The sequence below is a fragment of the Microbacterium petrolearium genome (assembly GCF_054782875.1).
In genome coordinates, this window is the sequence record NZ_BAAGRQ010000002.1 from 138,618 (window position 1) to 162,253 (window position 23,636).

The 23,636-nt window shown below is 69.9% G+C and carries 27 protein-coding genes, 1 tRNA gene and 1 pseudogene; 14 read left to right on the forward strand and 15 right to left on the reverse strand.

The features are described 5' to 3' along the window. Nucleotides 1-21: 21 nt before the first annotated feature. Nucleotides 22-615 (forward strand): asparagine synthase, encoded by a 594-nt coding sequence (locus ACYVJ0_RS02605; RefSeq protein ID WP_460815802.1) that lies wholly within the window; start codon nt 22-24, stop codon nt 613-615. 58 nt (nt 616-673) lie between these two features. Further along, nucleotides 674-746 (forward strand) — tRNA-Arg (locus tag ACYVJ0_RS02610). Between the two features lie 83 nt (nt 747-829). On the opposite strand, the gene ACYVJ0_RS02615 is transcribed toward ACYVJ0_RS02610, so the two are convergent. Next, on the reverse strand, nt 830-1,261 hold the full coding sequence (locus ACYVJ0_RS02615) for a MarR family winged helix-turn-helix transcriptional regulator (protein ID WP_449853548.1): 432 nt from the start codon (nt 1,259-1,261) through the stop codon (nt 830-832). 207 nt (nt 1,262-1,468) lie between these two features. Then, complete coding sequence (locus ACYVJ0_RS02620; RefSeq protein WP_460815804.1) at nt 1,469-1,618, reverse strand: hypothetical protein; 150 nt, start codon at nt 1,616-1,618, stop codon at nt 1,469-1,471. Here ACYVJ0_RS02620 and ACYVJ0_RS02625 point away from each other — a divergent pair. Both ACYVJ0_RS02625 and ACYVJ0_RS02630 read left to right on the forward strand, forming a co-directional pair. Beyond that, a complete protein-coding gene (locus ACYVJ0_RS02625) occupies nt 1,608-2,573 on the forward strand; it encodes a TIGR03885 family FMN-dependent LLM class oxidoreductase (RefSeq protein WP_460815805.1) in 966 nt (321 codons plus the stop codon). The genes ACYVJ0_RS02620 and ACYVJ0_RS02625 overlap by 11 nt on opposite strands. Next, nucleotides 2,570-4,237 (forward strand): alpha-amylase family protein, encoded by a 1,668-nt coding sequence (locus tag ACYVJ0_RS02630; RefSeq protein ID WP_460815807.1) that lies wholly within the window; start codon nt 2,570-2,572, stop codon nt 4,235-4,237. The genes ACYVJ0_RS02625 and ACYVJ0_RS02630 overlap by 4 nt, the downstream gene beginning before the upstream one ends. A gap of 16 nt (nt 4,238-4,253) precedes the next feature. Here ACYVJ0_RS02630 and ACYVJ0_RS02635 read toward each other — a convergent pair whose 3' ends face one another. Next, nucleotides 4,254-4,844 carry a DnaJ family domain-containing protein gene (locus ACYVJ0_RS02635; RefSeq protein ID WP_460815809.1) on the reverse strand — a complete coding sequence of 197 codons (591 nt, stop codon included), beginning with the start codon at nt 4,842-4,844 and terminating at the stop codon, nt 4,254-4,256. A gap of 34 nt (nt 4,845-4,878) precedes the next feature. Here ACYVJ0_RS02635 and ACYVJ0_RS02640 point away from each other — a divergent pair, with 34 nt between their 5' ends. Continuing rightward, the gene (locus ACYVJ0_RS02640) at nt 4,879-5,715 is read left to right on the forward strand and encodes an aldo/keto reductase (RefSeq protein ID WP_460815810.1); all 837 of its coding nucleotides are present in this window, start codon (nt 4,879-4,881) and stop codon (nt 5,713-5,715) included. 12 nt (nt 5,716-5,727) lie between these two features. On the opposite strand, the gene ACYVJ0_RS02645 is transcribed toward ACYVJ0_RS02640, so the two are convergent. Then, nucleotides 5,728-6,525, reverse strand: coding sequence for a siderophore-interacting protein (locus ACYVJ0_RS02645; RefSeq protein ID WP_460815812.1), 798 nt, complete (start codon nt 6,523-6,525; stop codon nt 5,728-5,730). A gap of 120 nt (nt 6,526-6,645) precedes the next feature. Here ACYVJ0_RS02645 and ACYVJ0_RS02650 point away from each other — a divergent pair, with 120 nt between their 5' ends. From ACYVJ0_RS02650 to ACYVJ0_RS02665, 4 genes are read left to right on the forward strand one after another with little or no spacing between them, the layout of a single operon-like run. Next, nucleotides 6,646-7,671 (forward strand): siderophore ABC transporter substrate-binding protein, encoded by a 1,026-nt coding sequence (locus tag ACYVJ0_RS02650; RefSeq protein WP_460815814.1) that lies wholly within the window; start codon nt 6,646-6,648, stop codon nt 7,669-7,671. 31 nt (nt 7,672-7,702) lie between these two features. Beyond that, nucleotides 7,703-8,725 (forward strand): ABC transporter permease, encoded by a 1,023-nt coding sequence (locus tag ACYVJ0_RS02655; RefSeq protein WP_460815816.1) that lies wholly within the window; start codon nt 7,703-7,705, stop codon nt 8,723-8,725. Then, nucleotides 8,715-9,728 carry an iron chelate uptake ABC transporter family permease subunit gene (locus ACYVJ0_RS02660; protein WP_460815817.1) on the forward strand — a complete coding sequence of 338 codons (1,014 nt, stop codon included), beginning with the start codon at nt 8,715-8,717 and terminating at the stop codon, nt 9,726-9,728. The genes ACYVJ0_RS02655 and ACYVJ0_RS02660 overlap by 11 nt, the downstream gene beginning before the upstream one ends. Beyond that, nucleotides 9,725-10,480, forward strand: coding sequence for an iron ABC transporter ATP-binding protein (locus tag ACYVJ0_RS02665; RefSeq protein WP_449853539.1), 756 nt, complete (start codon nt 9,725-9,727; stop codon nt 10,478-10,480). Before ACYVJ0_RS02660 ends, ACYVJ0_RS02665 begins: the two co-directional genes overlap by 4 nt. 13 nt (nt 10,481-10,493) lie before the next feature. Here ACYVJ0_RS02665 and ACYVJ0_RS02670 read toward each other — a convergent pair whose 3' ends face one another. The 4 genes from ACYVJ0_RS02670 to ACYVJ0_RS02685 form a co-directional block, all read right to left on the reverse strand. Next, on the reverse strand, nt 10,494-11,318 hold the full coding sequence (locus ACYVJ0_RS02670) for an aggregation-promoting factor C-terminal-like domain-containing protein (protein WP_460815819.1): 825 nt from the start codon (nt 11,316-11,318) through the stop codon (nt 10,494-10,496). 360 nt (nt 11,319-11,678) lie between these two features. Beyond that, complete coding sequence (locus ACYVJ0_RS02675; protein ID WP_449853537.1) at nt 11,679-11,873, reverse strand: hypothetical protein; 195 nt, start codon at nt 11,871-11,873, stop codon at nt 11,679-11,681. 88 nt (nt 11,874-11,961) lie between these two features. Next, on the reverse strand, nt 11,962-12,930 hold the full coding sequence (locus ACYVJ0_RS02680; protein ID WP_460815822.1) for a DNA-3-methyladenine glycosylase family protein: 969 nt from the start codon (nt 12,928-12,930) through the stop codon (nt 11,962-11,964). 52 nt (nt 12,931-12,982) lie between these two features. Next, a complete protein-coding gene (locus ACYVJ0_RS02685; protein WP_460815823.1) occupies nt 12,983-13,690 on the reverse strand; it encodes a winged helix-turn-helix domain-containing protein in 708 nt (235 codons plus the stop codon). A 373-nt stretch (nt 13,691-14,063) separates the two neighbouring features. Here ACYVJ0_RS02685 and ACYVJ0_RS02690 point away from each other — a divergent pair, with 373 nt between their 5' ends. Beyond that, nucleotides 14,064-14,354, forward strand: coding sequence for a GNAT family N-acetyltransferase (locus tag ACYVJ0_RS02690; RefSeq protein ID WP_449853528.1), 291 nt, complete (start codon nt 14,064-14,066; stop codon nt 14,352-14,354). Nucleotides 14,355-14,395: 41 nt separating this feature from the next. Then, a complete protein-coding gene (locus ACYVJ0_RS02695) occupies nt 14,396-15,112 on the forward strand; it encodes an alpha/beta fold hydrolase (protein WP_460815825.1) in 717 nt (238 codons plus the stop codon). Between the two features lie 37 nt (nt 15,113-15,149). On the opposite strand, the gene ACYVJ0_RS02700 is transcribed toward ACYVJ0_RS02695, so the two are convergent. Both ACYVJ0_RS02700 and ACYVJ0_RS02705 read right to left on the reverse strand, forming a co-directional pair. After that, a complete protein-coding gene (locus ACYVJ0_RS02700; protein WP_460815826.1) occupies nt 15,150-15,935 on the reverse strand; it encodes an SseB family protein in 786 nt (261 codons plus the stop codon). A gap of 9 nt (nt 15,936-15,944) precedes the next feature. Next, a complete protein-coding gene (locus ACYVJ0_RS02705) occupies nt 15,945-16,724 on the reverse strand; it encodes an alpha/beta fold hydrolase (protein WP_460815827.1) in 780 nt (259 codons plus the stop codon). 51 nt (nt 16,725-16,775) lie between these two features. Between ACYVJ0_RS02705 and ACYVJ0_RS02710 the strand changes: the two genes are divergently transcribed. Both ACYVJ0_RS02710 and ACYVJ0_RS02715 read left to right on the forward strand, forming a co-directional pair. After that, complete coding sequence (locus ACYVJ0_RS02710; RefSeq protein ID WP_460815829.1) at nt 16,776-17,189, forward strand: PNPOx family protein; 414 nt, start codon at nt 16,776-16,778, stop codon at nt 17,187-17,189. A gap of 77 nt (nt 17,190-17,266) precedes the next feature. Continuing rightward, nucleotides 17,267-18,113, forward strand: a protein-coding gene (locus ACYVJ0_RS02715; RefSeq protein ID WP_460815982.1) for an IS5 family transposase whose coding sequence is annotated in 2 segments (ribosomal slippage) — nt 17,267-17,572 and nt 17,574-18,113 — 846 coding nt in all. Because the reading frame shifts where the segments join, the coding sequence is not laid out codon by codon here. Here ACYVJ0_RS02715 and ACYVJ0_RS02720 read toward each other — a convergent pair. The 5 genes and pseudogenes from ACYVJ0_RS02720 to ACYVJ0_RS02740 form a co-directional block, all read right to left on the reverse strand. Next, nucleotides 18,094-18,423 (reverse strand): hypothetical protein, encoded by a 330-nt coding sequence (locus ACYVJ0_RS02720; RefSeq protein ID WP_026095586.1) that lies wholly within the window; start codon nt 18,421-18,423, stop codon nt 18,094-18,096. The genes ACYVJ0_RS02715 and ACYVJ0_RS02720 overlap by 20 nt on opposite strands. Nucleotides 18,424-18,630: 207 nt before the next feature. Then, entirely contained in the window at nt 18,631-19,953 is a 1,323-nt protein-coding gene (locus ACYVJ0_RS02725; protein WP_460815831.1) for a hypothetical protein, read from the reverse strand. Nucleotides 19,954-20,201: 248 nt separating this feature from the next. Further along, a pseudogene (locus ACYVJ0_RS02730) lies at nt 20,202-20,434 on the reverse strand (hypothetical protein); the annotation flags it as partial. Between the two features lie 158 nt (nt 20,435-20,592). Beyond that, nucleotides 20,593-21,432, reverse strand: coding sequence for an endonuclease (locus ACYVJ0_RS02735; RefSeq protein WP_460815832.1), 840 nt, complete (start codon nt 21,430-21,432; stop codon nt 20,593-20,595). Continuing rightward, entirely contained in the window at nt 21,413-22,708 is a 1,296-nt protein-coding gene (locus ACYVJ0_RS02740; protein WP_460815834.1) for a DNA cytosine methyltransferase, read from the reverse strand. Before ACYVJ0_RS02740 ends, ACYVJ0_RS02735 begins: the two co-directional genes overlap by 20 nt. Before the next feature lie 78 nt (nt 22,709-22,786). Between ACYVJ0_RS02740 and ACYVJ0_RS02745 the strand changes: the two genes are divergently transcribed. Continuing rightward, on the forward strand, nt 22,787-23,233 hold the full coding sequence (locus ACYVJ0_RS02745) for a very short patch repair endonuclease (protein ID WP_460815836.1): 447 nt from the start codon (nt 22,787-22,789) through the stop codon (nt 23,231-23,233). The last annotated feature ends 403 nt before the right edge of the window (nt 23,234-23,636 follow it).

A 23,636-nucleotide genomic window follows, 5' to 3' on the forward strand; every position in this document is an offset into this window, starting at 1 on the left:
GGAGGGGATAGGGGAGGGCTCGTGGGACGCAACGCCGATGCCATCGCGGAGGGTGTGGCGATCGCGCTCGCCGCGGCGCGGCTGCAGGTGAAGAACCGCATCCTGGTGAGCACGATCTCGCTCGGCGAGAGCTTCGATCCCGACCATTTCGCTCCCACCGCCCGCGAGGCGCTCGCGCAGCTGGCGAAGGAGCAGGAGGACGTCTCGGAGGCGATGACCGCGGCGCGCAAGCGCGCGTGGGGCCGGCACTCGCAGCCCCACGGCACGCACGACTACCGCGACCGCGACGTGCGCAACCTGCGGCGCCGCGCCAAGCAGGCCGCCGGCGTGGCCAAGCAGCTGCGCGAGCGGGCGGACGCGCCCGAGCAGGTGAGGGAGCTCGTCGAGGCGGCGCGCGATGCCGCGTGGCACGACGTGCAGCAGAACCTCGACAGCCGACTGCGGATCGAGGGCATGCGCCCCGACCAGGACCCCGACTACGCCCGGATGCGCGACGCGCGCATGCAGGCGCTGCGCCTGGTCGACCTGCAGCGGCTCTCGGCCGACGCCCGCGCGCGGCGGCGCGCGCGGCAGGACGCGGAGCCGGCGGAGGAGGGCGCGGCGGAGTCGGCCTGATTTCGCGAGGCGCCGACGCGTGATGTACTATGGACAGGTTGCTTCGGCAGCGGAAACTGCGCCCGTAGCTCAATGGATAGAGCATCTGACTACGGATCAGAAGGTTAGGGGTTCGAGTCCCTTCGGGCGCACACTGTGTTGAGACAGTAGACAAGGCCCGGTTCCTGAGGAACCGGGCCTTCGTCGTCTCCCGCTCAAGCCGCGCCCCTTGGATCTACAGGGAATCGCGCAGCTTCTGCGTGAGAGATTTCAGCATTCTCAGCTCGTCGGTGCTGAGCGCGCTCATGCGGTCGGCGATGTGCTTGCCGTGGCGGGTCGCGATCGCGCGGAACGCCCGCTCGCCCGCCTCGGTGGCGGTGACGAGCGATCCGCGCCCGTCCTCGGGATCCGGGGTCTTCGTGACGAGGCCGCGCGTGACCATCCGGTCCACGAGGCGCGAGACGCTGGGCTGGCTGATGAGCATGTTGGCGGTCACCTCGCGCAGGCGCGCGGTGCGGTCGGGGGAGCGCACGACGGTGAGCAGCACGTCGTACTCGGGCTGGGTGAGGGCGGCGCCGTCGAAGTCGCCCTCGAGCAGCGCGAAGATCTCGTGCTGCGCGCGGAAGAGGTTCTCCCACGCCTCGACGGCGAGCCTGCGATCAGCCATGTATTCAACTGTATCCAAGCCGACCGCCGGCGCTCCCCGGGCAAGGGAAAGGGCCGGTCGGTGAGGATCCGACCGGCCCCTTGTCCCTTGCACCAAGAGTGTCCTGCAATCACATGCGGTCACCGCCACAGCAAACGGCTTCCGTGATGAGGACTCTATAACGGATAAGTAACGGAGGGAAGCTCCGGCGTTACTTTTCTGTGACATTCACCGGATGTTCATCGGAACCCGAAGTGCAGCGGTTGCGATCGACGGATCGGCGTGCGTGCCGCCGCCCGTTAGCGCATCCCGACCGACGCGCGAAAGGGGGTTCCGCCACCGCTCGCGGCGCGGAATCATCGGGCCGATGGTGTTCATCGGATTCCACGCCTCGCACGAGCAGATCGCGCCCAGCGCTCTGCTCGACGACGTGGCCCGCGCCGAGGAGGTCGGGTTCGACGGCGCGATGTGCTCGGATCACCTCGCGCCCTGGAGCCCGCGGCAGGGGCAGTCCGGCTTCGCCTGGAGCTGGCTCGGCGCCGCGCTCGCGCAGACCCGGTTCCCGTTCGGCGTGGTGACGGCGCCCGGGCAGCGCTACCACCCCGTCGTGCTGGCGCACGCGATCGCGACGCTCGGCGAGATGTTCCCCGGCCGGTTCTGGGCGGCGCTCGGCAGCGGCGAGGCGATGAACGAGCACGTCACCGGCGACCCGTGGCCGCCGAAGGACGAGCGCAACGAGCGCCTGCGCGAGAGCGCCGACGTCATGCGCCGGCTGCTCGCGGGCGAGGAGGTCAGCCACGACGGTCGCGTCACCGTGCATCGGTCGCGGCTGTGGAGCCGGCCCGAGGTCGCGCCGCCGTTCCTCGCGGCCGCGACGAGCCCCGAGACCGCGGGCTGGGCCGCGTCGTGGGCCGATGGGCTCGCGACCGTCGCCCAGGCGCCGGACGCGCTGCGTCGGGTGGTCGACGCCTACCGGTCGGCCGGGGGATCGGGCCCCTGCGTGCTGCAGGTGCACGTGAGCTGGGCCGCGTCGGACGCCGACGCGCTCGCGATCGCGCGGGATCAGTGGCGAAACGGCCTCGTCTCGCCGCCGCGGTGCTGGGACATCGAGCAGCCCGAGGACTTCGACGCCGCCGTCGGCGAGGTCGACGAGCGGGCGCTGCGCGAGGCGGTGATGGTGGCGAGCGACGCGGGCGAGCTGGCCGAGCGCGTCGCCGAGCTCACGCGGATCGGATTCGACCGCGTCTATCTGCATCACGTCGGGCAGGACCAGTCGGACTTCCTCGCGGCCGCGCAGTCCGACATCCTGCCCCTGCTGAGGGAGCGGACATGAGGCTCACGGACACGAGCGACCTGTGGTGGAAGTCGGCGGTCATCTACTGCCTCGACGTGGAGAAGTTCGTCGACTCCGACGGCGACGGGGTGGGCGACCTGCAGGGGCTCGCCGCCCGCATCGACTACCTCGCCCAGATCGGGGTGACGTGCCTGTGGCTCATGCCGTTCTACCCGAGCCCCCGCAAGGACGACGGCTACGACGTGACGGACTTCTACGGCATCGACCCGCGCCTGGGCAGCCACGGCGACTTCGTCGAGGTGGTGCGCACGGCGAAGGATCGCGGCATGCGGGTGATCGTCGACCTCGTGATCAACCACACGTCCGACAGGCACCCGTGGTTCGTCGCCGCGAAGCGCAGCGTGGACTCGCCGTATCGCGACTACTACGTGTGGCGCGACGATCCGCCGCCCGAGGGGCAGCAGAACCCCGTCTTCCCCGGCGAGGCCGACGGCGTCTGGACGAAGGACGAGAAGTCGGGGCAGTGGTACCTGCACAGCTTCTACGAGCACCAGCCCGACCTGAACGTGACCAACCCGCGCGTCCGCGACGAGATCGCCAAGACGGTCGGCTTCTGGCTGGAGCTGGGGGTGTCGGGCTTCCGCGTCGACGCCGTGCCGTTCCTGCTCGAGGTGCCCGAGGGCGCCGACATGGCCAACCCCCACGACTTCCTGCGCGACATCCGCCGCTTCCTGCAGCGGCGCTCGAGCGAGGCCGTGCTGCTGGGCGAGGTCAACCTGCCGTACGAGCAGCAGGTGGCGTACTTCGGCGCGAACGACGACGGCCAGGAGCTGACGATGCAGTTCGACTTCGCCGGCATGCAGCGGCTCTATCTCTCGCTCGTGCGGCAGGATCCCGTGCCGCTCGTCGAGACGCTGACGTCCCGCCCCGAGCTGCCCGTCGAGACGCAGTGGGCCAACTTCCTGCGCAACCACGACGAGCTGACCTTGGATCAGCTCACCGAGGACGAGCGCCAGGAGGTGTTCGAAGCGCTCGCGCCGGACGAGGGCCAGCGCGTGTACGGACGCGGCATCGTGCGCCGACTGCCGCCCATGCTGCAGGGCGACCCGCGCCGCATCCGGATGGCGTACAGCCTGCTGTTCACGCTGCCGGGCACGCCCGTGCTGTTCTACGGCGAGGAGATCGGCATGGGCGAGAACCCCGAGCTGCCGGGCCGGCACGCGGTGCGCACGCCCATGCAGTGGTCGCCCGAGCGGGGCGGCGGGTTCTCCAGCGCGCCGCCGCGGCGGCTTGTGTCGCGCCCCCCGGAGGGCGGGTACGGGCCGCAGCACGTGAACGTGGCCGATCAGCTGGAGGACCCGGGCTCGCTGCTGCACTTCTTCCGCGACCTCGTCTCGCGCTACCGCCTGTCGCCCGAGCTCGGGTGGGGCCACTTCGAGGTGATCGAGCAGGACGCGCCCGCCGTGCTCGTGCACTCGCTGACGGCGGATCTGGGCCGCATGATCGCGGTGCACAACTTCGCCGACGAGCCCGCCGTCACGCGGTTCCGCCTCGAGGGGGAGCCCGACGGCGTCTCGCTCGTCGACCTGCTGGGCGCCGAGCGGCTCGAGGTGGGCGAGCAGGGCGAGGTCGAGCTGGAGCTGCCCGCCTACGGCTACCGCTGGCTGCGCGTCTCGCGGCCCGGCGACGGCCGGCTCACGTAGGGCGCGCCGCGGCCCGTCAGCGCCGCCGCCACCAGCGGCGTCGCGGCGGCTCCTGCGCGCGCGCACGGGCTGCGGCGCGGGCGCGTTCGGCGCGCCGCTCGCGCCACGCGGTGAGCTCGGCCTCCACGTCGTGCTCGGGGGTGACCACGGGTGGGCCGCCCAGCAGCTGCAGCCGCGCCTCGCGCACCCGGTGGTTGAAGTCCTCGACGTACTCGCGCACGTCGCGCTCGTGCGTGAGCGCGTCGAGGCGCTCGGCGAACTCCGCGTGCTCCACGCGCAGCGCCAGGGCCGGCGGGCCGAGGCCCGTGAGCTGCTCGCGCTCGATCTTGCGGCGCACCCACCAGTCCGGATCGTGCCGCTCGCCGAGCCCCTCGATCGGCTTGCCCGCGCCGGGCAGGTCGTCGAACTCGCCGCGCCGGATGGCCTGCTGGATCGCCTGCTCGACGACGGCCGCGCGCTCCTCCGTCGTCGACCATCGCGGTCCGGACGGGCGCGTCTCGGCCTCCTCCTCGCGCGGGATCACGCCATCACGCTCAAGCCGGTAGCGCAGGGCGGCCAGACGGGGGTCCTCCGCCTCGCCCGTGGCGTCGTCGTCTCGCGCGGCCATGCCTCCACGGTACGACGAGGCGTAGGGTCGGGGCATGGCCATCGACATCCCTCGCATCGCGCTCAACGACGGACGGCCCTTCGCGCAGATCGGCCTCGGCACCTACAAGCTCACCGGAGACGACGGCATCGCCGCGATCGAATCCGCCATCGCGGGCGGCTACCGGCTGCTCGACACCGCCGTGAACTACGGCAACGAGCGCGAGGTCGGCGAGGCCGTGCGCCGCAGCGGCATCGACCGCGACGAGATCATCGTCACGACGAAGGTGCCCGGCCGCCATCACGGCTACGACGAGGCGATCGCCAGCGGGCGGGCCTCCAGCGAGACGCTCGGCCTCGGCCGCATCGACCTGCTGCTCATCCACTGGCCCAACCCGCGGGTGGACAAGTACGTCGACACGTTCCGCGGCATGATCGCGCTGCGTGACGAGGGCGTGGTCGCGTCGGTGGGCGTGTCGAACTTCACGATCCCGATGCTCCGGCGCCTCATCGACGAGACCGGCGTGGTGCCGGCCGTCAACCAGGTGGAGCTGCACCCCTACTTCCCGCAGGCCGAGCTGCGCGCCTTCCACGCCGAGCACGGCATCCGCACCGAGAGCTGGAGCCCCCTGGGCCGCCGCAGCGAGCTGCTCGCCGAGCCGGTGCTGCACGACATCGCCGCGGCGCACGGCGTCGGCCCCACCCAGGTGGTCGTCCGCTGGCACGTGCAGCTGGGCGCCACGCCGATCCCCAAGTCGTCCGATCCGACGCGGCAGATCGAGAACGCCGACGTGTTCGGCTTCGAGCTGACGGATGACGAGGTCGACGCCATCTCGGCGCTCGAGCGCGGGCGCATCTGGGACGGCGACCCCGACACGCACGAGGAGATGTAGCGCCGGATCGGCTCAGTGGGGCGCGTGGTAGCCGGCGTCGCCGCGCTTCCAGTAGCCCTTCACGACGATCTGCTCGGGGCCGAGGCCCCACCGGTCGCAGAGCAGCGCGCGGCCGGGCTTGACGATGGACTGCTCGGCGGCGACGAAGCCGAACACCGAGCCGGCCGGGCGCTGCTCGGCCGTGACGGCATCGAGCGCGGCGGCGAGGGCCCGGCCCTCCGCCGCGCCGTCGCGGTGCACGTACTCCACGCGCACGGGGGCGTCGATCGGGATCTCGTGCGCGGCATCCGCGACCTCGACGAGGATGCGGGCGTCCGCGCCCTCGGGGATGAGGGCGGCGTAGCGGCGGATCTGCGGCACGGCCGTCTCGTCGCCCGCGAGCAGCCATCCGTCGGGCGTGCCCGCGACGCGCATCGAGCCGCGGGGGCCGCCGACGCCGGCGATCGCGCCGAGCGGGGCGGTCGCCGCCCACACGCCCGCGACGCCCTCGTCGCCGTGCACGGCGAACTCGAGGTCGAGCCAGTCGTCGCCCCAGGCCAGCGGCGTGAACTCGCGGCTGGGCAGCGCGCGCAGCTCCTCGACGGTGCCGAACGGGGCGTCGGCGGTCTCGGGGCCGCCGAAGAAAACGCGGATGTGGTCGTCGTGTCCCGCGGGGCCGAAGCCGACGAGGTCGTCGCCCTGCAGCCGAATGCGGAGGTAGTGCCGCGTGATGGCCTCGCGCGAGACGAGGCGCGTCGCGCGGAACCTCAGCTCCTGCGGCTCCCGCTCGAGGGCGAAGGCGGACGCGGGGGCGGTGTTCGACAGCGGCATATGGTTAGGTTAGCCTAACCAGCAGGCGGTCGGGCCGGAGTGCCGGAATCCCGAACCGCCGATCCCCCTCACCGACGGAGCCGCGGCTGATACCGCGCACCTCCCGATAGGAGCATGCCCATGAAGACCACCCGCCCGCTCGCGACGCTCTCGATCGTCGCCGCCTCCGCCCTCGCGCTCGCCGGCTGCGCGGCCGCCGACGCCTCCGCACCCCAGGGCACGCCCGAGCCCGGCACCGCCGAGCCGCTCGTGTGGGACTTCGCGTTCAACACCGCGGGCGAGGACGAGGAGCCGGCGTACGAGGACGTGAGCGTGGAGGTGCCGCGCGACCCCGAGAAGGTCGTCATCTTCGACATGGCGTCGTTCGACACCTGGACGAGCCTGGGCGGCGAGGTCGCCGGCGCGCCGCTCGATTCCGTGCCCGACTACCTCGAGGACGGCCTGGCGGACGACGCGTTCAACGCCGGCACGCTCTTCGAGGCCGACGTGCTCGCGATCGCCGAGCAGGAGCCGGATCTCATCATCCTGGGTGGCCGCTCGGCGGCGCTCTACGACGAGCTGAAGGACATCGCCCCGACCATCGACATGTCGTCGCAGGGCTCCTTCGAGGAGACCCTCGAGCGCAACGTCACGTTCCTCGGCGAGGTGCTGGGGGCCCAGGACGAGGCCGCCGCGGCGATCGAGGAGCTCGAGGCGGGCATCGAGGAGGCCAAGGCCGTCACGGCCGAGGCCGGCACGGGCCTCGGCGTCATGGTCTCGGGCGACGGCATCTCGGCGCTCAAGCCCTCGCTGGGCGACTACTCCGGCCGCAACCTGCGCGGCGGGCTGATCTACGACGTGTTCGGCGTGCAGCCGGTGATGGACGACATCGAGGCTGCCACCCACGGCGAGCCGATCTCGTTCGAGTTCCTGCTCGAGGCCGACCCCGACTACCTCTGGGTGATCGACCGCAACACGGCCACGGGCGGCGACAGCGGATCGAGCGAGTCGGCCGCCGCGATCCTCGACAACGACATCGTGAACCAGACGACGGCCGCGCAGGAGGGCCACATCGTGTATCTCGACCCGGTGGCCTGGTACATCGTGTTCGGCGGCATCGAGACGACGAAGATCATGACCGACGACGTCATGCAGATCGCCGAGTAAGGCGCCGCCGGCAACTCATGCGGTTCCTGTGATGGCCGTCGCCCCGGCCACCTCGCTGACGAGCGCCCCCGCCCCCGCACGCCGATCCCGGCGCACGTGGGTGGGGGTGCTCATCGGCGTGCTCCTCGTCGCCCTCTCGGCGCTGAGCCTGTTCATCGGCGCCTCGAGCGACGTCTCGCTCACCGACGGCGTGAACGCCGACGGCCACGGCGTGTTCCTGCTGCTGGCCAGCCGCGTCCCGCGCACCGTGGCCCTCGTCCTCGTCGGCGCCTCGCTCGGCATCGCGGGCCTCATCATGCAGATGCTCGTGCGCAACAAGTTCGTCGAGCCGTCGACGACGGGCGTGACGGAGTTCGGCTCGCTGGGCATGCTGCTGATCCTGCTGCTGTGGCCCGGCATGCCCGTCATGCTGCAGATGGTGGTCGTGTCGGCGTTCGCCCTCGCCGGCACGTGGGTGTTCCTGCGCGTCATCCGCCGCGTGCCCGTGCGGCACCTCGTGCTCGTGCCGCTCGTCGGGATCATGCTCGGCGGCGTCGTGGGGGCCGTGACCACCTTCTTCGCGTACAGCCAGGACCTGCTGCAGTCGCTCGGGCAGTGGGCGCAGGGCAGTTTCGCGAGCGTGATGACGGGGCGCTACGAGCTCGTCTGGTTCGCCGCGGCCATGGTGGTCGTCGCCTGGTTCGCCGCCGACCGTTTCAGCGTCATCGGCATGGGCGAGGAGTTCGCCACGAACCTCGGCCTGAACTACCGCCGCGTCGTGGCGATCGGCATGGTCGTCACGGCCGTCATCACGGCCGCCGTCCTCGTCACCGCCGGCATGCTGCCGTTCCTCGGCCTCGTCGTGCCGAATGTCGTGAGCCTCATCATCGGCGACAACGTGCGCCGCTCGATCCCGTGGGTCGCGGGCCTGGGCGCCGTCTTCATCGTCGCGTGCGACATCCTGGCCCGCACTCTGCGGCATCCGTACGAGATCCCGCTGTCGGTGATCGTGGGCGTCATCGGCGCCGCGCTGTTCCTGTGGCTGCTGCTGAGGAGGCGTTCGCGTGCTCACTGAGACCCCCGCCGCCGTCTCCGCCCCGGCGCGCGCGCCGCTGGCCGCCCTGTGGGCCCGCCCGGCCGTGCGCCTCGGCGTGCTCGCTGCCGCCGTGGCGGCCGTGATCGCGTTCTACCTGCTGTGGGATCTGCCGCCGAGCGTGCTGCTGCTGGGCCTGCAGATCCGCGGGCTGTCGGTGCTGACCATGATCGTCGTCGCGGCGGCCGTGGGCGTCTCGACGGTGGTGTTCCACACGATCACGCAGAACCGCATCCTCACGCCGTCGATCATGGGGTTCGATGCGTTCTTCGGCCTCATCGTCACGCTCACGGTGTTCCTGTTCGGGTCCGTGGGCTTCCTGCGCGCCGACACCTGGGTGATGTGGCTCATCCAGGTCGCCGTGATGGTCGGCTTCAGCGTGTTCCTGTTCACATGGATGTTCGGCGGCAAGCGGCGCTCGATCCATCTCATGCTGCTCGTGGGGATCGTGCTCGGCACGTTCTTCCGCAGCTTCACCGAGTGGATGCAGCGCATGCTCGATCCGCTCGACTTCGACGTGGTCGCCGACGCGATGTTCGCCTCGCTCACCAAACCCGATCCCACGCTGCTGCTGTTCACCGCGGTGCTCGTGACGGGCGGCGTCGCCGCGCTGCTGCCCCTGCTGCGCACGCTCGACGTGCTCACGCTCGGCGAGCAGGCCGCCGTCGGGCTGGGGGTGAACCACCGGCGCACGGTGATGATCCTCTTCCTCGTCGTGTCGGTCATGGTCGCCGCCTCGACGGCGCTCGTGGGGCCGATCCTCTTCTTCGGGCTCATCGTGGCGAACCTCGCGTACGCGTACGCCGGATCGTTCCGCCACGTGTGGACCCTGCCGACGGCCGTGCTGCTGGGCGTGCTGTGCCTCGTGGGCGGTCAGCTGCTGCTGGAGCAGGTGCTGGACTTCGGCGCCACGCTGTCGACCATCATCGAGTTCGTCGGCGGCCTGTTCTTCCTCTTCCTCGTGCTGCGAAAGGGGGCGCGATGATCGCGCTCGACGGCGCCACCAAGCGCTACGGACACACGACCGTGCTCGACGACGTGACGGTCTCGTTCGGCGAGGCGGGCGTGACCGCGCTGATCGGACCGAACGGCGCCGGCAAGTCGACGCTGTTCGGACTGGTCGGCCGACTGATCCGCCCCGATGCGGGCACGGTGACGGTCGACGGCCGGGACGTGACGAAGGCGGATTCGCGTGAGCTCGCCCGCACGATCGCGGTGCTGCGGCAGGACAACCACGTGTCCGCGCGGCTCACGGTGGAGGATCTCGTCGAGTTCGGGCGCTTCCCGCACTCGGGCGGGCGCCTCACGGTCGACGACCGCGCGCACATCGAGCGCGCGATCGACGACCTCGACCTGCAGCCCTACCGCCACCGCTTCCTCGACGAGCTCTCGGGCGGGCAGCGTCAGCGCGCGTTCGTGGCGATGGCCCTCGCGCAGGACACGGAGTACGTGCTGCTGGACGAGCCGCTCAACAACCTCGACCCCAAGCACGCCGTGGCGCTCATGAAGCTCATCGCCGACCTGGCCGACGACCGCGGGCTGAAGATCGTCGTCGTGATGCACGACATCAACATCGCGGCGCAGTTCGCCGACACGATCATCGCGATGCGCGACGGCCGCGTCCTGCACCACGGCCCCGTGGAGGATGTCGTCACGGTCCCGAAGCTCGTGGAGCTCTACGAGACCCCCGTGCGCGTGGAGCAGCTCAACGGCCGCCGCGTCGTCCTCTGGGACTGACGGGCGGTCGGGCTCAGTACCAGTTGACCGACTGCGAGTGGCCCCAGGCGGCGCACGGGGTGCCGTAGGCGCGCGAGATGTAGTCGAGGCCCCAGCGGATCTGCGTGACGGGGTTGGTCTGCCAGTCGGCGCCGACCGTGGCCATCTTCGATCCCGGCAGCGACTGCGGGATGCCGTACGCGCCGCTGGACGGGTTCATGGCCTGGTGGTTCCAGCCCGACTCCTTCATCCAGAGGTTGTAGAGGCAGCCGAACTGGTCGCCGCCCCAGCCGTACTGCGACGCGGCGATGTCGCGCGCGGCGGCCTGGGCGCCCTCGGGGGTGCTGGCGACGGCGGCGGCCTGCGCGGCGGCGGCCTCGGCGGCGGCCTGCTCCTCGGCGGCGCGCTGAGCCTCGGCGGCCTCGCGGGCGGCGTCGGCCTTGACCTGCGCGGTCTGGGCGACGACCTCCTGCGCCTCCTGCGAGGCGGCGTCGACGAGGCCGGTGACCGTGACCTGCGGCATCTGGTCGTAGTTGCTGAGCTTGTGCACGTAATCGCGCAGCTCGCCGGTGTCGACGCCGTCGACCGCGGTCTCGAGCACGGCGTTCGCCTCGGCGAGCGTCGACTCGGCCTCGTCGGCGACGCGGGCCGGGATCGACAGCTCGGGGGCCTCGGGAGCGGGCGTCGCGGCGGCGGCCTCGGCCTGCACGGCCTGCGTCTGGGCCTGCGCGGTGAGGGCGGTGCCGGTGACGAGGAGCGCGGCGCCGAGCGCGGCGGTGGCGAGGAAGCGGCCGCGGTGCGAGCGCCGGGGGTGCTTGGGGGCGGTGATGGGCGTGGCGTGGGGAAGCGTGTGAAGCATCGGGTCCGTGTCGTGTTCAGGGCACCCGCGTCGAGGGCCCTGGCGGGTTCGGGTCCCGCCAGGACGGTGGCCGCTCTTCGGTTCGGCGGCCCCGCGCATCGGAGGCGCGGGCGATCGGGTACGACCGGACGACCCTGCCAGCCGTAACCTGAGCGCCACCCGGCGTTTACCTGGACGTGGCGTGAGAGCGTAACTCCTGGTCCGACGGCGATTCGCCCCCGGCCGCGATCCGCCGAATCGCCCCCGATCCGCGTCAGCATGCGGATCGGGCCCGATCCGGTATCTTGCGTAACGAACGGATAACAGGACGCCTGACCGGTGACCTCCGAGTTCCCTGAGAGGCCCGATCAGGGGCGGATTTCAGAGCTCGATGCCCTTGTCCTCGTCGTTCACGCCGGCGTTGCGGCCGCGGCGGCTCTCGAACGCGAGGAAGATCGCGAGGGCGCCCAGGAGCCCCAGCAGCGCCCCGAGCAGCACGTTCTGCAGGATGACGCCGATGACGACGCCGAGGGCCAGCACGCCGAGCGCGAGGAGCAGGGTGCGGGAGCGGGTCATGCCCCCAGGCTACGGGCTCGGTGCGGCCGGCGGGCGGGGTCGGCGCGGCCGTCTCCGGCGCGGCCGTCGCGGCGGTCGTGGGCTCGCGTCAGCGATCCCGGTGGTCCTCCATGTGCAACCGCGGGCCGCGCCGGGGCTCGGCCCGGCCGGCGGCGTAGATGAGGCGGATGACGCGCTGCCGGTGCCCGCGCCAGGGCTCGAGCAGCTCGATCATGCCGGCGTCGTCGGTGCGCGCGCCGGTGAGGGCGTAGCCCACGTGATGCGCGAGGTGGAAGTCGCCCACGCTCACGGCGTCCGGATCGCCGAGGGCGCGGATCCGCGTCTCGGCGATCGTCCACGGTCCGATGCCGCGCAGACTGCCGAGCGCGGCGTCGAGCCGACCGGCGGACGCGGCGCGCTCGAGCGAGGCCGCCCGCGCGGCGGCCTCGGCGATCGTGCGGGCCTGCGGCGGTTCGAGCCCCGCGCGGTGCCACGCCCACGAGGGCACGCGCCGCCAGCCCTCGGGGGAGGGCGGCGCGAACATCGGCACCGGCGTGGGCCCGGGGGCGCGCTCGCCGCACCAGGTGACGATCCGCCGCCATGCGCCGAACGCCTGCCGCAGCGTGACCTTCTGCTCGGTGATGGCCTGCGCGAGCGCGTCGAAGAGCAGATCCGTGCGGGCCAGCCGCAGCCCGGGGTGGCGGCGGTGCGCCTCGGCGAGCCAGGGCAGGCGCGGCTCGAAGGACAAGGGATCGTCGCCCGAGCCGCACAGCGCCGGCGCCTGCGCGATGGCCCACTCGCGCCCGGGCCCCCAGGCCGCCAGCCGCACCGATCCGTCGGCCGCCTGCCGCAACGCGAGCGTCGCGACGCCCTCGGGGGTTCGTGTCGCGCGCCAGAGCACGGGCCCGCCGATCGTCTGTGTCGGATCGCCCGGTCCGCGCTGCAGCGCGGCGACGGTGGCGACGAGGTCGAGCTCGCCGCGCGGCCGGTACTCGCCCTCGAGCCGCGGGCCCGGATCGGGCCGGGGGTCGCGCGTGCGCGTCGCGTGACGCGGGGCGAGCGCGGCGGCCGGGATCATGCCCCCACGCTACGCCGGGCCGCCGACATGCGCGGTGTGAGGGCGTGCGCGATCAGAAGCGGTCGGGGGAGGGCGTGCCGGTGCCGTAGCGGATGGCGACGTCGGCGTGGCGGTCGAAGCGGTAGCCGACGCCGCGCACCGTGCGCACGATCTCCTCGTAGCGGCCGAGCTTGGCGCGCAGGCGGCGCACGTGCACGTCGATCGTGCGCTCGCCGGGCGCGTTCGCGTCGGCGGCGTCCCACAGCGACTCGACGAGCTCGCCGCGCGCGATCGTGCGGCCCTCGCGCAGCACGAGGTACTGCAGCAGCTCGAACTCCTTGAAGGTGAGCGGCGCGGTCTCGCCGTCGATGACGATGCGCTTGCGCGACAGATCGACGACCACACCCGTGCCCGTCTCGGGCTTCGGCGCCTCCTGCTTGGCGCGCGCGGCGGCGCCCGGCTCCTTGAGCGCGAGGCGCACGACGTCCACGTCGCGCCCGCCGGCCGACTGCGGTGCGAGGGCCACGGCGGCGTAGGTCTCGGCGCTCGGCGCGAGCTCGGCGAGCGTGCGGCGCAGCGCCTCGACGAGCGTGGGCAGGCTGACGCCGTCGATGGCGGCCTTCACCTCGTCGATTCCCACGTACAGCGCGAAGCCGCGGGGCGAGGTGCCGGCGGGCAGGGTGGCGGCGGAGGAGCGGATCGGGGAGCCGGTCGCGGTGTCCGCGGGGGCCTGGGCGGAGGTCGTGGCGGCGGGGCGGTCGAGGAAGGCGGTGTTCGACATGAGGAGGTCCTTGGGATGTCACCCGATGCGGGTGTGCGTCGATGCGGCATCGGGATGCGATGCAGCGGGGCCGCGTGAGGATGCGGCGGGGAGGGCTCCGCGGGGAGCCAGGGCTCAGCGCCCGTCAGAGCGGCGCAGCGAGGAACGGATTCGACTCAGCGGCACATTCGACAGCACATGCCAACGCGACCGGGCATCATCATCCCGGCAACTCCATTCGCCTCCTGGGCGGACAGAATCGTGGCGTTGGCAGACATGCCGCCGATTATTGCCCGGTGTGACGCCGCATGTCAAACCGCGTCGCCACGTGACGAAACATGACGTCATCGGGCGTTCCGGCGCCGGTGTCGCCGCACGCGCGTAGCCTGTTCGGGTGACCGATCTCACGTTCGCGAACGACACCGCGGCCTCCCGCTACACGCTGCACCGCGGCGACGACCTGGTGAGCGTGCTGGACTACCGCGACAACGGCCGCACCGTGGCGCTCACGCGCGCGTTCACGGTGCCGTCGTTCCGCGGGCACGGCTACGCCGGCGAGATCACCGAGCGCGCCGTCGCCGACATCGAGGCGCGCGGCGACCGCGAGGTGCTGCCCGTGTGCTGGTACGTGGCCGACTGGTTCGCCGCCCATCCCGAGCGCGCCGGGGTGCTCGCCGCGCGCTGACGGGCGTTTCGGATGTCGGTGGCCCGGTCTAGCGTCGGGGCATGGACATCATTCTCATCGCCGGCTTCTGGCTGGACGGATCGTCGTGGTCGGCGCAGGTGCCGGCCCTCGAGGCCGCGGGGCACCGCGTGCACACGCCCACGCTGCCCGGCCTCGCGCCCGGCGACAGCACCGACGTGGGGCTGCAGGATCAGATCGACGCGGTCGTCGCGCTGATCGACGGCATCGACGGGCCGGTCGTGCTCGCCGGCCACTCGGGCGGCAGCAACGTGGCGTGGGGCGCGGCCGACGCGCGGCCGGATCGCGTGGCGCACGTCGTGTTCGTCGACTCGTTCCCGCCGCCGGACGGCCTCGTCGTCAACGACGAGCTGCCCGTCGTCGACGGGGTCATCCCGTTCCCCGAGGACCGCGCGGCGTACTTCGAGGACGCGGAGTTCGCCGACTTCACCGAGCAGCAGCTCGCGGAGTTCGTCGCGAACGCCATCCCCGAGCCGGCCCGCGTGGCGACGGAGCCGATCCGCCTGCGCGACGAGGCACGCCACCGCATCCCCGTGACGGTGTTCGCCACGGCGTTCCCGAAGGAGCAGATCGAGCAGCTCATCGAGGCGGGGCATCCGATGACCACCGAGCTCGACGCGCTGCACGAGCTCACGATCATCGGGCTGCCCACGAGCCACTGGCCGCAGCTGACCAGGCCCGCCGAGGCCGCTCAGGTGCTCGTGGAGGCGGCGAACCGGGCGGCCGAAGAGCGGGAGTAGCGGGGCGGGGCGGGCGCGTGCTGCGCCCGGCCCGGTGTCACTCCGCGCGGTCGAACCAGGCCAGCTCGAGCTCGGCGCTCGGGCCGACGGGGTTCACGACGAGACCGGCCATGCCGTCGTCGCGGGCGCTCTCGACGATCCGGTCGATCGTCGTCGGCTGCGCCATGGCGTCGGGTGTCCACGCCCACAGCTCGGCGGGGCTGGAGAAGACGGCGTGCAGCACACCGCCGTCCGCGCGCGTGGCTGTCGCGATCCGGTAGCCTGTGACCTCGCCGTCCTCGCCCGCGACGGGGATGCCGCCCACGTAGACCACGGCGTCGCGAAGCAGGCCGAGGAACTCGTCGAGCGGCACGCCGCCGTCCGTCGTCGCCGAAGCGAGCCGCGCGGCGTCGGCGGGGTTGGCGCCGAAGGCGCGCGAGATCTCGTCGGCGTACGCGATGAAGGCGCCGTCCGTGCCGGCGTCGATCGCGATGCCCTCGTGCTGCGCGATGGCGTGCTCGAGCGTCGCCGCGCCCGACTGGGCGAGGGAGCGCGGCTCCTCGGCCGTGGTGAAGGCGCGCAGGCGGTCGTTGTCGGTGAAGGCCAGCAGCAGGTCCTTGCCGTCGGCGTCGCGCACCGAGGCCACGGCGAGCGTGTCGCCCTGCTGCATGGGGTTGTCGGGATCGGCGAACGTCGACGCGCTGATGTCGAGCAGCAGCTGGCCCGACATGGCCCGCCGCAGCGCGTCGCTGTGCGTCTGCGCGTCCTTCCGCTCGGCCCAGGCGTCGAGCGCCTGCTGGAGTCGGGCGTGCTGCACGAGCGATGGCTGCTGGGGGTCTGTCATCCCGCCACGCTACGCGGACGGATCGGCATCCGCGACCCCGCGCTCGCCGGTCTCGGCGAGCCATGCGACGATCCGATCCGCCGCCGGATCGGGATTGCGGATCATCGCCTCGTGCCCGCTGTCGGGGATCTCGCGCAGCTGCCCGAGGGGGAGGGCGTCGGCGACGGCGCGGCACCAGTCGTGCGGGGCGACGAGGTCCTTCTCGCCGCGCAGCACGAGCGCGGGCTCGGCCACGCGCGGGAACGCCCGCTCGGGCGCGTGGGTGAGCATGGCGCGCATCTTCAGGCGCAGGTGCGGGCCGGCGCGCACGTACTCGCGCGCGCCGATGAGCAGCACCTTGGGGCTCTCGTCGAGCAGGTCGGTCGCCAGGCGCCGCAGCTGGGTGAACGCGCGGCGCTCGCCGATCTCCACGGTCGGCCCGATGAGCACGGGGCGGGCCTGGAGGGCCGGGTGCCGCGCGGCGACCTCGACGGCCACCTGCGCCCCCATCGAGTGCCCCACGAGCACCGGCGCCTCGATCCCGTGCGCGCGCAGGAACGCGGCGACCATGTCGGCCATCCGCTCCACGGTCGGCACGCGCGGCGGCTCGGGCGCCTCGCCGTAGCCGGGCAGGTCGATCGCGATCGCCCGGCCGTGGGCGCTCAGCCGCTCGCCGAGCCCGCCGAACACGCTCCGCCCCATCCCGATCCCGTGGATCAGCACGAACGTCACGTCGCCCGATCCGCGCTCCTCCCACACGAGCGTGGCGCCCTCGTACGTGAACGGGCGGGCCGGCGGTTCGAGGCGCATGGATCGAACCTACCCGGGCGGCGCGGCCCCGAACGGAGCAGACTGTGCCGCATGGGCGCCTTCAAGAAGCGGTACCTCGCGTTGCTCAACCGCACGCTCAACCCGCTGACGCTGCGCGCGGCCCGGCGCGGCCGCGGCCCGTTCTCGATCGTGGAGCACGTGGGCCGCAAGTCGGGGCGCACGTACGAGGCACCGCTGATCCTCGCCCGCGTGCCCGAGGGCCTCGTCGCCGAGCTCACCTACGGCGACGGCGTCAACTGGTACCGCAACGTGGTCGCCGGCGGCGGGCGGGTGCTGCACCGCGGCCGGTGGTACCGCATCACCGCCGTCGAGCCTTACGGCGTGAAGGAGGGGCTGCGGGCGTTCGGGCCCCCTGCGTCGTGGGTGCTGCGCCTGCGGCGGCGGCGCGAGTTTCGGTTGCTGCGGGTAGTGGCCGGTGGATGGGCCTCGCCTAGGGCGTGTTGATCAAGAGGTTCCGCTCCTCGGTGGGTGAGTCTTGAACGGTGACGCGACAGGAGATCTCTGACGAGGTGTGGGCCGTGATGGAGCCGTTGATGCCGACGGTGACCGGTCGGTCGCGGCCGTGGACGGATCACCGGCTCGCTATCGAGGGGATGGCGTGGAAGTACCGGACCGGTGCGCCGTGGCGTGACGTTCCGGAACGGTTCGGGAAGTGGAACTCGATCTACAAGCGGTTCAACCGGTGGGCCGGGGACGGCACCTGGCAGAAGCTGCTCACCGAGGTGCAGAAGCAGGCCGACGCCGCTCGGGAAATCGACTGGGTCGTCTCGATCGACTCCACGATCGCGCGCGTGCATCAGCACGGCGCGACCCTCGCCCGGGACACAGGGGGCTGTGCCGAATCACAAGAATCCGTGGTCCGAGCCGCCTGATCACGGGATCGGACGCTCCCGCGGCGGGCTGACGACCAAACTGCACCTGGTCTGCGACGGCCGCGGCCGGCCGCTGAGCATGATGATCACCGCCGGGAACATCAACGACACCACGATGATGAGCGCGGTGCTGGAGAACATCCGCGTTCCCCGCGACGGGAAGGGCCGCCCCCGCACCCGCCCCGACCGGGTGCTCGCCGACAAGGGGTACCCCTCAAGGGCGAACCGCGCCTGGCTCCGCGACCGGAGGATCGCGGCGACCATCCCCGAGCGGGACGACCAGATCGCGCACCGCCGCAAGAAGCCGGGCCGGCCGATCGCTTTCGGCGACAAGCAGAAGGAACGCTACAAGGGACGCAACGTCGTAGAACGCTGCTTCAACCGTCTCAAGCAGTGGCGCGGCATCGCGATGCGCTCGGACAAACTCGCCCGCAACTACCGAGCCGCCGTCAGCCTCGCCGCGGCGCTGATCTGGATCAAGACCGATCTCCGCTGAGCGCTTCGCGCTCCTGCAGCGTGCGCTCAAGCTGTCCCACCGTCGGCGCACCCGCAAAGCCGCGCTCGGTCAGATAGACCCTGCACGCCAAGTCGGCAGTGTTCCCCTGGGACGGGAACAAGTCCTGACCGTCCAGAAGAATCGTGGGCGAGCCCGCGAAACCAGAGCTCACCGCCTCAGCCTCGGTGCGGATCAACACGAACTCCACCGGAACATCGCCCCGTCCGATCGAGTCGAGCACCAGCCGTACTCGATCGCCCGCCTCCTGCCAATTCGGGCAATCCTCGATATGCAGCACCTGGATCTTCACACGCCCATTCTCCCGCGCAACTCGCGGCGGCTGGCCACCCCGCACCTTCTTGATCAACACGCCCTAGGGCACTAGAGCATGTCTGACAGATGCTTGAGCCTGCGGGTCAGCCGGGGTCGGCGGTTCAGATACACGCCACAACATCGGTTCACCAGGCCCGGGGCCCGGCGGACGAGTTATGTTGCAGATTCAAGTCAAGGGCGCGCCCTATGCTGCGCTAACGGGAAGTGAACCTTCCTCTTCGTTGGCGAAACTTGCGAGATAGCCAAGCGCGTCCTCGGACGGTGTGCCCTCTAGATAGACGTGTAGACCGTTGTCGACAATCGTTAGCCGCTTGTGCGTGAGGTCGTAGTCGAAGATGATCGGTGTGATCTCCGCGTGACTCTGGACCTTTGCGACGTTCGTGAGCGCGGCCTGGATGTTGTTCGGGTAAATGGACTTGCCCATTGGATGGTGATCCTGAACGTGGCGGACGATGTCGTTCGCCTTCAAACCAGCGCGCCGCTCCGCCGGTGTCGCAGAGATGACGGCATGCATAATCCACTTATACATGTGCAGCTTCTGGTCGCGCAGGCCCTCCGAGAACTTCGTGATCGAGTTCGCGTAGCGCCCGGCCAACTGCTCCGCGACGTACTCGTATGCTGCCCCTACCTCTTCGACATCGTCGAAAACGGCCAACTCCGCCGACGTCGCGTAGATGTTTCGTCCGATAAACATCTGGCGGAGTGCTTCTTGCAGCTGACCAACGTTACCCTGCGCCCGTGCGACCACTGCATCCACCACCTCAGATGAGAAGCTGGCGTTCATCAGCGATTCGCCGGCCCTCACGACCTGGGCCAGCTCGCCGTTTTCCCACTTATCCGCTGGGATCGACGTCAGCCGGTGTGCGAGATCCCCGTTGTACACGATAAGCCGGTTCGCTTCCAACCAGACGCCGACAATGATGAAGAGAATCTCCGATCTCTCGTAGAAAGCCTTCAGATCGGAAGCGAACGCCTTCTGAACTTCGATGGATAGGTAGTGGAAGTCTTCTACGACGACAAATTTGTCGAACTCGATTTCATTGAGCAGATGCATGATGTCGCCAGCAGACGATAAGTCGATAGGAATAGCTCGCTCGATGACCGATTCACCGTCGGTGTCCGTCGCTTTGCCGGTCACCTTGGCGCGAATCTTCGCGAAAACTGACGCAGCGACCTCTCCTCCGACCTCGCTGCCGAGCTCTTCTGACCTAGTTGCCGAGCGCGTTGTCGACTCCGTGATCGTGACGCCGACTTGCTTCAAAATTCCCGCGTAGAGCTTCTCTTTGGACCAGTCGGTCGAGCACTGGACAACGACGTAGTCGTCTTCTTTCAAAGTTCGAAGAAGCAGGCTTGTCTTGCCTTGCTTGGACGAGCCATAGACCACGATGTGGTTGTCGCGGCCGAGCTCGTTTATGAACCTAGCGTCAACCTGGGGTCGCTCGGTATACGTCAGAGGCAGCCGCCGTCGCGTTAGTCCGTAAACATCGTCAAGGCGGTTCTTTTCCATCACTTCTCCTCTGGCGTGGGGGTCAGCGTCACTCTACGGGTAAAGCTACGGATCGAGCGATCACGACGGCGGTCGAGTTAACAACTTGCCGCCTTGTCAGTGTGCGTCGGTGCGCCGTGGGAGTGGTCGGAGACGTGGTGGGTCTCGCACCAACGGCGATCAACCGGGCAGCAACTTCCCGCAGAACCCCGGTCTGGAGTCCATCGTGAGGCCTCGACTCCGCTCGGCTCCGCTCCGCGGCTGAACACATGCGCGAGATGACGAGCGACCGTGCTTCTGGCGACGCTCTCCGCGCCGCAGCGATGACACCACCCGCCGGCTCGACGACGCGCCACTCGATCGCCGCCCGATCCGGCTCCAATCGTTGGCCGACGGCGATGAGGCCGAGCTCATCGAAGCAGAACGTCGTCAGGTCAGGGGTCGCGACGATAGCGTGGAGCAGCTTCGAGGTCTTTCGGCTGGGCAGCGTGAGAACTTCCATCCTGGGGGCCTCGATACCTACCTACCGCCGACGCGCTCACCGCGCCAACACACCGTCATCACAAAGAGCCGAGAAACGTGGAGCCGAACCTCGGTGCCGCGCGGATCGACATGCGATCCACGCTTTTTGGCCTACAGGCCGCTCTCGGCGGGTACCGATCAGGAGTCCTCTGCGCCCGCGGCCAAGTCATAGTTGCGTAGGTCCGACGCCGTGATCTTTGAAGCAGGGACCAGGCGATAGTGGGCCTCTCGTCGAATGACTACGCGGTCGTCTTGCACAGTTAGGTCGAACAGGGCGATGAGGCCATCTCCCGCGAACTGCACAGAGATGTTCCGGCAGATCATGTTCGGCCACTTCACGGCGCAGGCCGCCATGTCTTGCTCGATCTGTGTGATGCCGAGTCTGTCGGATCCGCCCTTCGCTTGCACCGGCAGGATGAACTGGCGCCCGTGGCGATCAACGGCCGCATAGATCTCGTCAACTTCGACCTGGCCGATGCCAGCGACCTTCGTTCGGAGATGGTTCTGCAGCGAGTAGGAAGCGACTCCGAGGAAGATGTCAATCAGGCGGTTGTATCGCACCTTGGCGAGGAGGGCCTGCTCGTCGCTCAGCGCGGCCGCAGCGATGATCTCCGGTGTGGCATCGGGAATCTTCGTCACGCTCAGGGCCGGGTTAGGCACGATCGGAATCTGCGTCGGGATGGCATCGAACCGATACTTGCCGTCGCCGGCACCGCGAATGATCCACTCCATGCCTGAGGGTGCAGTGGCATTGATCGCTTCGGGCATGTCCTTTCTGAAGCGATAGGTATAGGGGATGTCGCCCAGGTTCTTTACACGGTTGAGCAGCAGCGCTTCCGCCCCGCTGTCGAGGTCCTCCCGCGCCCACTCGACCTGCCTGTCGCCGGGACGATAGCGCTGCTCGAAGACCCAGCGGAGGATCTGCTCGTACCTGGGCGCTTCTTTGTCCTTCGGCAAGTCAGCCGACCTTTCGGTCACGCTGAGGGATCACGCGTTCCTTGAGGCCGAAGTGCTCGTGCGCCTGACCCGCTGTCATGTAGAGAAGATCCGTCGAGCCGAGCTTGACGGGCTTCCCCTTCGTCGGCGTGACTCCGTCTGCCTCGAGGAGGGCCGCAGCCACCGCGCGGCCGAGGCGCGCGGGCACCGAATTGCCGATTTCCCGGAAGCCGTTCCACTTCGTGACGTGGAACCGGAACCAGTCCGGATAGCCATGCAGGCGCGCAGCCTCCCGAACCGTGATGACCCGCGGGTGTACGGGGTGTATCGGCCTAGGCGCGGTGTAGGCCCCGCGATCAGAAGCGGTACCTGCTCGCAGCGTGTTACAGAGCCCATCCGGGTGTAGGCGCAGGAACCGGCTGACCTTCTCCGTCGTCCCCGGCTGCGCGGCCTGGAAGCGGTCGATCGACTTCTTTGTGTGGACGGTGCGGGCGGACGACGTCAGCTCGTCTGCGAGCCGCGGGCGAGGGCGTGAATAGTCAGTCGCGTCCTTCTTAGAGCCGCGTAGTTGTGCCGCGTACTCGCTCGGCTTCCCGTAGGTGACATGGCCGACATTGTCGTCGTGGAGCAGCTCCTCGAAGTCGTCGGCATCAGGAAGATCGCTGAGAGCATCCATCACGCTCGGTCCCAAAGGGAGCCTCGGAGCCATCGGGACGAGTCCACCGATGGTGCGAGGCGTGTGAGTCGCGGTCGGGTAGCTCGGCAGCGGGACGTCGGCGCGTGCACCGAGAACGATCACTCGCCGCCGCGACTGCGGCGTTCCGTAGTCCGCGGCCTGCAATACCTTGATCGGCGTCACCACCCGATAGGCGCCGTCCGCCTCGACCATCTCGACAACCTCGTCGATGAGCTGGCGGTGACCGCCGACCATCAGGCCCGCGACGTTCTCCATCAAGAAGTAACGTGGACGCAGTTCGAGGACGACTCGCACGAACTCTTTGAGAAGCGCGTTGCGCGGGTCGTCGATGGCGCGGCGACCGATCATGGAGATTCCCTGGCACGGCGGCCCGCCTGCGACCAGATGGATCTCACGGTCGCCGATCTCTGACTCCTTGCGGATCTGCTCGCCGGTGATCTTCGAGACATCTGCGGCGAAGGTCTTCCCATAGGGAAAGTTGAACTCGTGCACCGCAGCGTGGATCGGGTCGTACTCGACCGCCGCAGCAACCTCGTATCCCGCCTGCTCGAGGCCGAGCGAGAGCCCTCCGGCCCCGGCGAAGAGATCAACTGCGAGAGGACGGCGAACATCGATCGACATGGAGACAACCATATCGACCGTCGGCGAGTGCTCCGGCAGGCGCGCGCCCGGAGACCGGAGCCAGTTAGCCTCGAGTACGTGAGCGCGTCATGGGCAACGAACGCGACGGCCCGCAAGGTGATGCAGGGCAACCGGGGGCGCGATACCAAGCCCGAGTTGGCAGTACGCCGTCTGGTGCACGGGCGCGGCCTTCGTTACCGCGTCAATGCCCGCGTGGAGCCTGACCTTCGGCGAACAGCTGACCTCCTCTTCACTCGCGCTCGCGTTGCGGTGTTCATCGATGGTTGCTACTGGCACGGCTGCCCTGATCACTGCGCGATGCCCAAGGTGAACGTCGCCTACTGGCATACGAAGATCGCCGGGAACCGTCGCCGAGATATCGAGACGACTTCACTGCTGAGGGAACGTGGATGGACCGTGCTGCGGTTCTGGTCTCACGAGCTGCCTGACGCCGTGGCTAGTCGGATCGAGGCGGTCGTGCGAAACGCGTGGCTAAGCGGCTCTACGGATGTCGTAGGCCAGTGACGCGGTTGTCGCACGGGCTATGAGGCACTCCATGGTCCGCTCGTGGCTGCGAACGTCAGCCGTCGCTTGATCCGTACACGAGATGCCGGCTAGGTTCACCGAGCGCGAGCGGGATCGGAGGTCTCCAAACGTGGCGGAGTGGCTTTCTGCAGGCCTTGACGAACCGACCGACGTCTCTGAGGAGCTTTGCGCGGTGGCTCGGACCTGGGACACGCTGGTCACCGAGCACGTCTTCGCCGAAGAGCTCTGGCGGGAGCTCTACTGGGCGAGGTTCGGGCATTCGCGGACCACGTGCGTCTCAGTGGGTGGCCGATTCTGGCGGGGCGAATGGTTCTGTGCTGGTACATCCACGATCCGTAGCCGATGGAAAACGATGAGGCGGTGGCTTATCTCCTCGACGTGA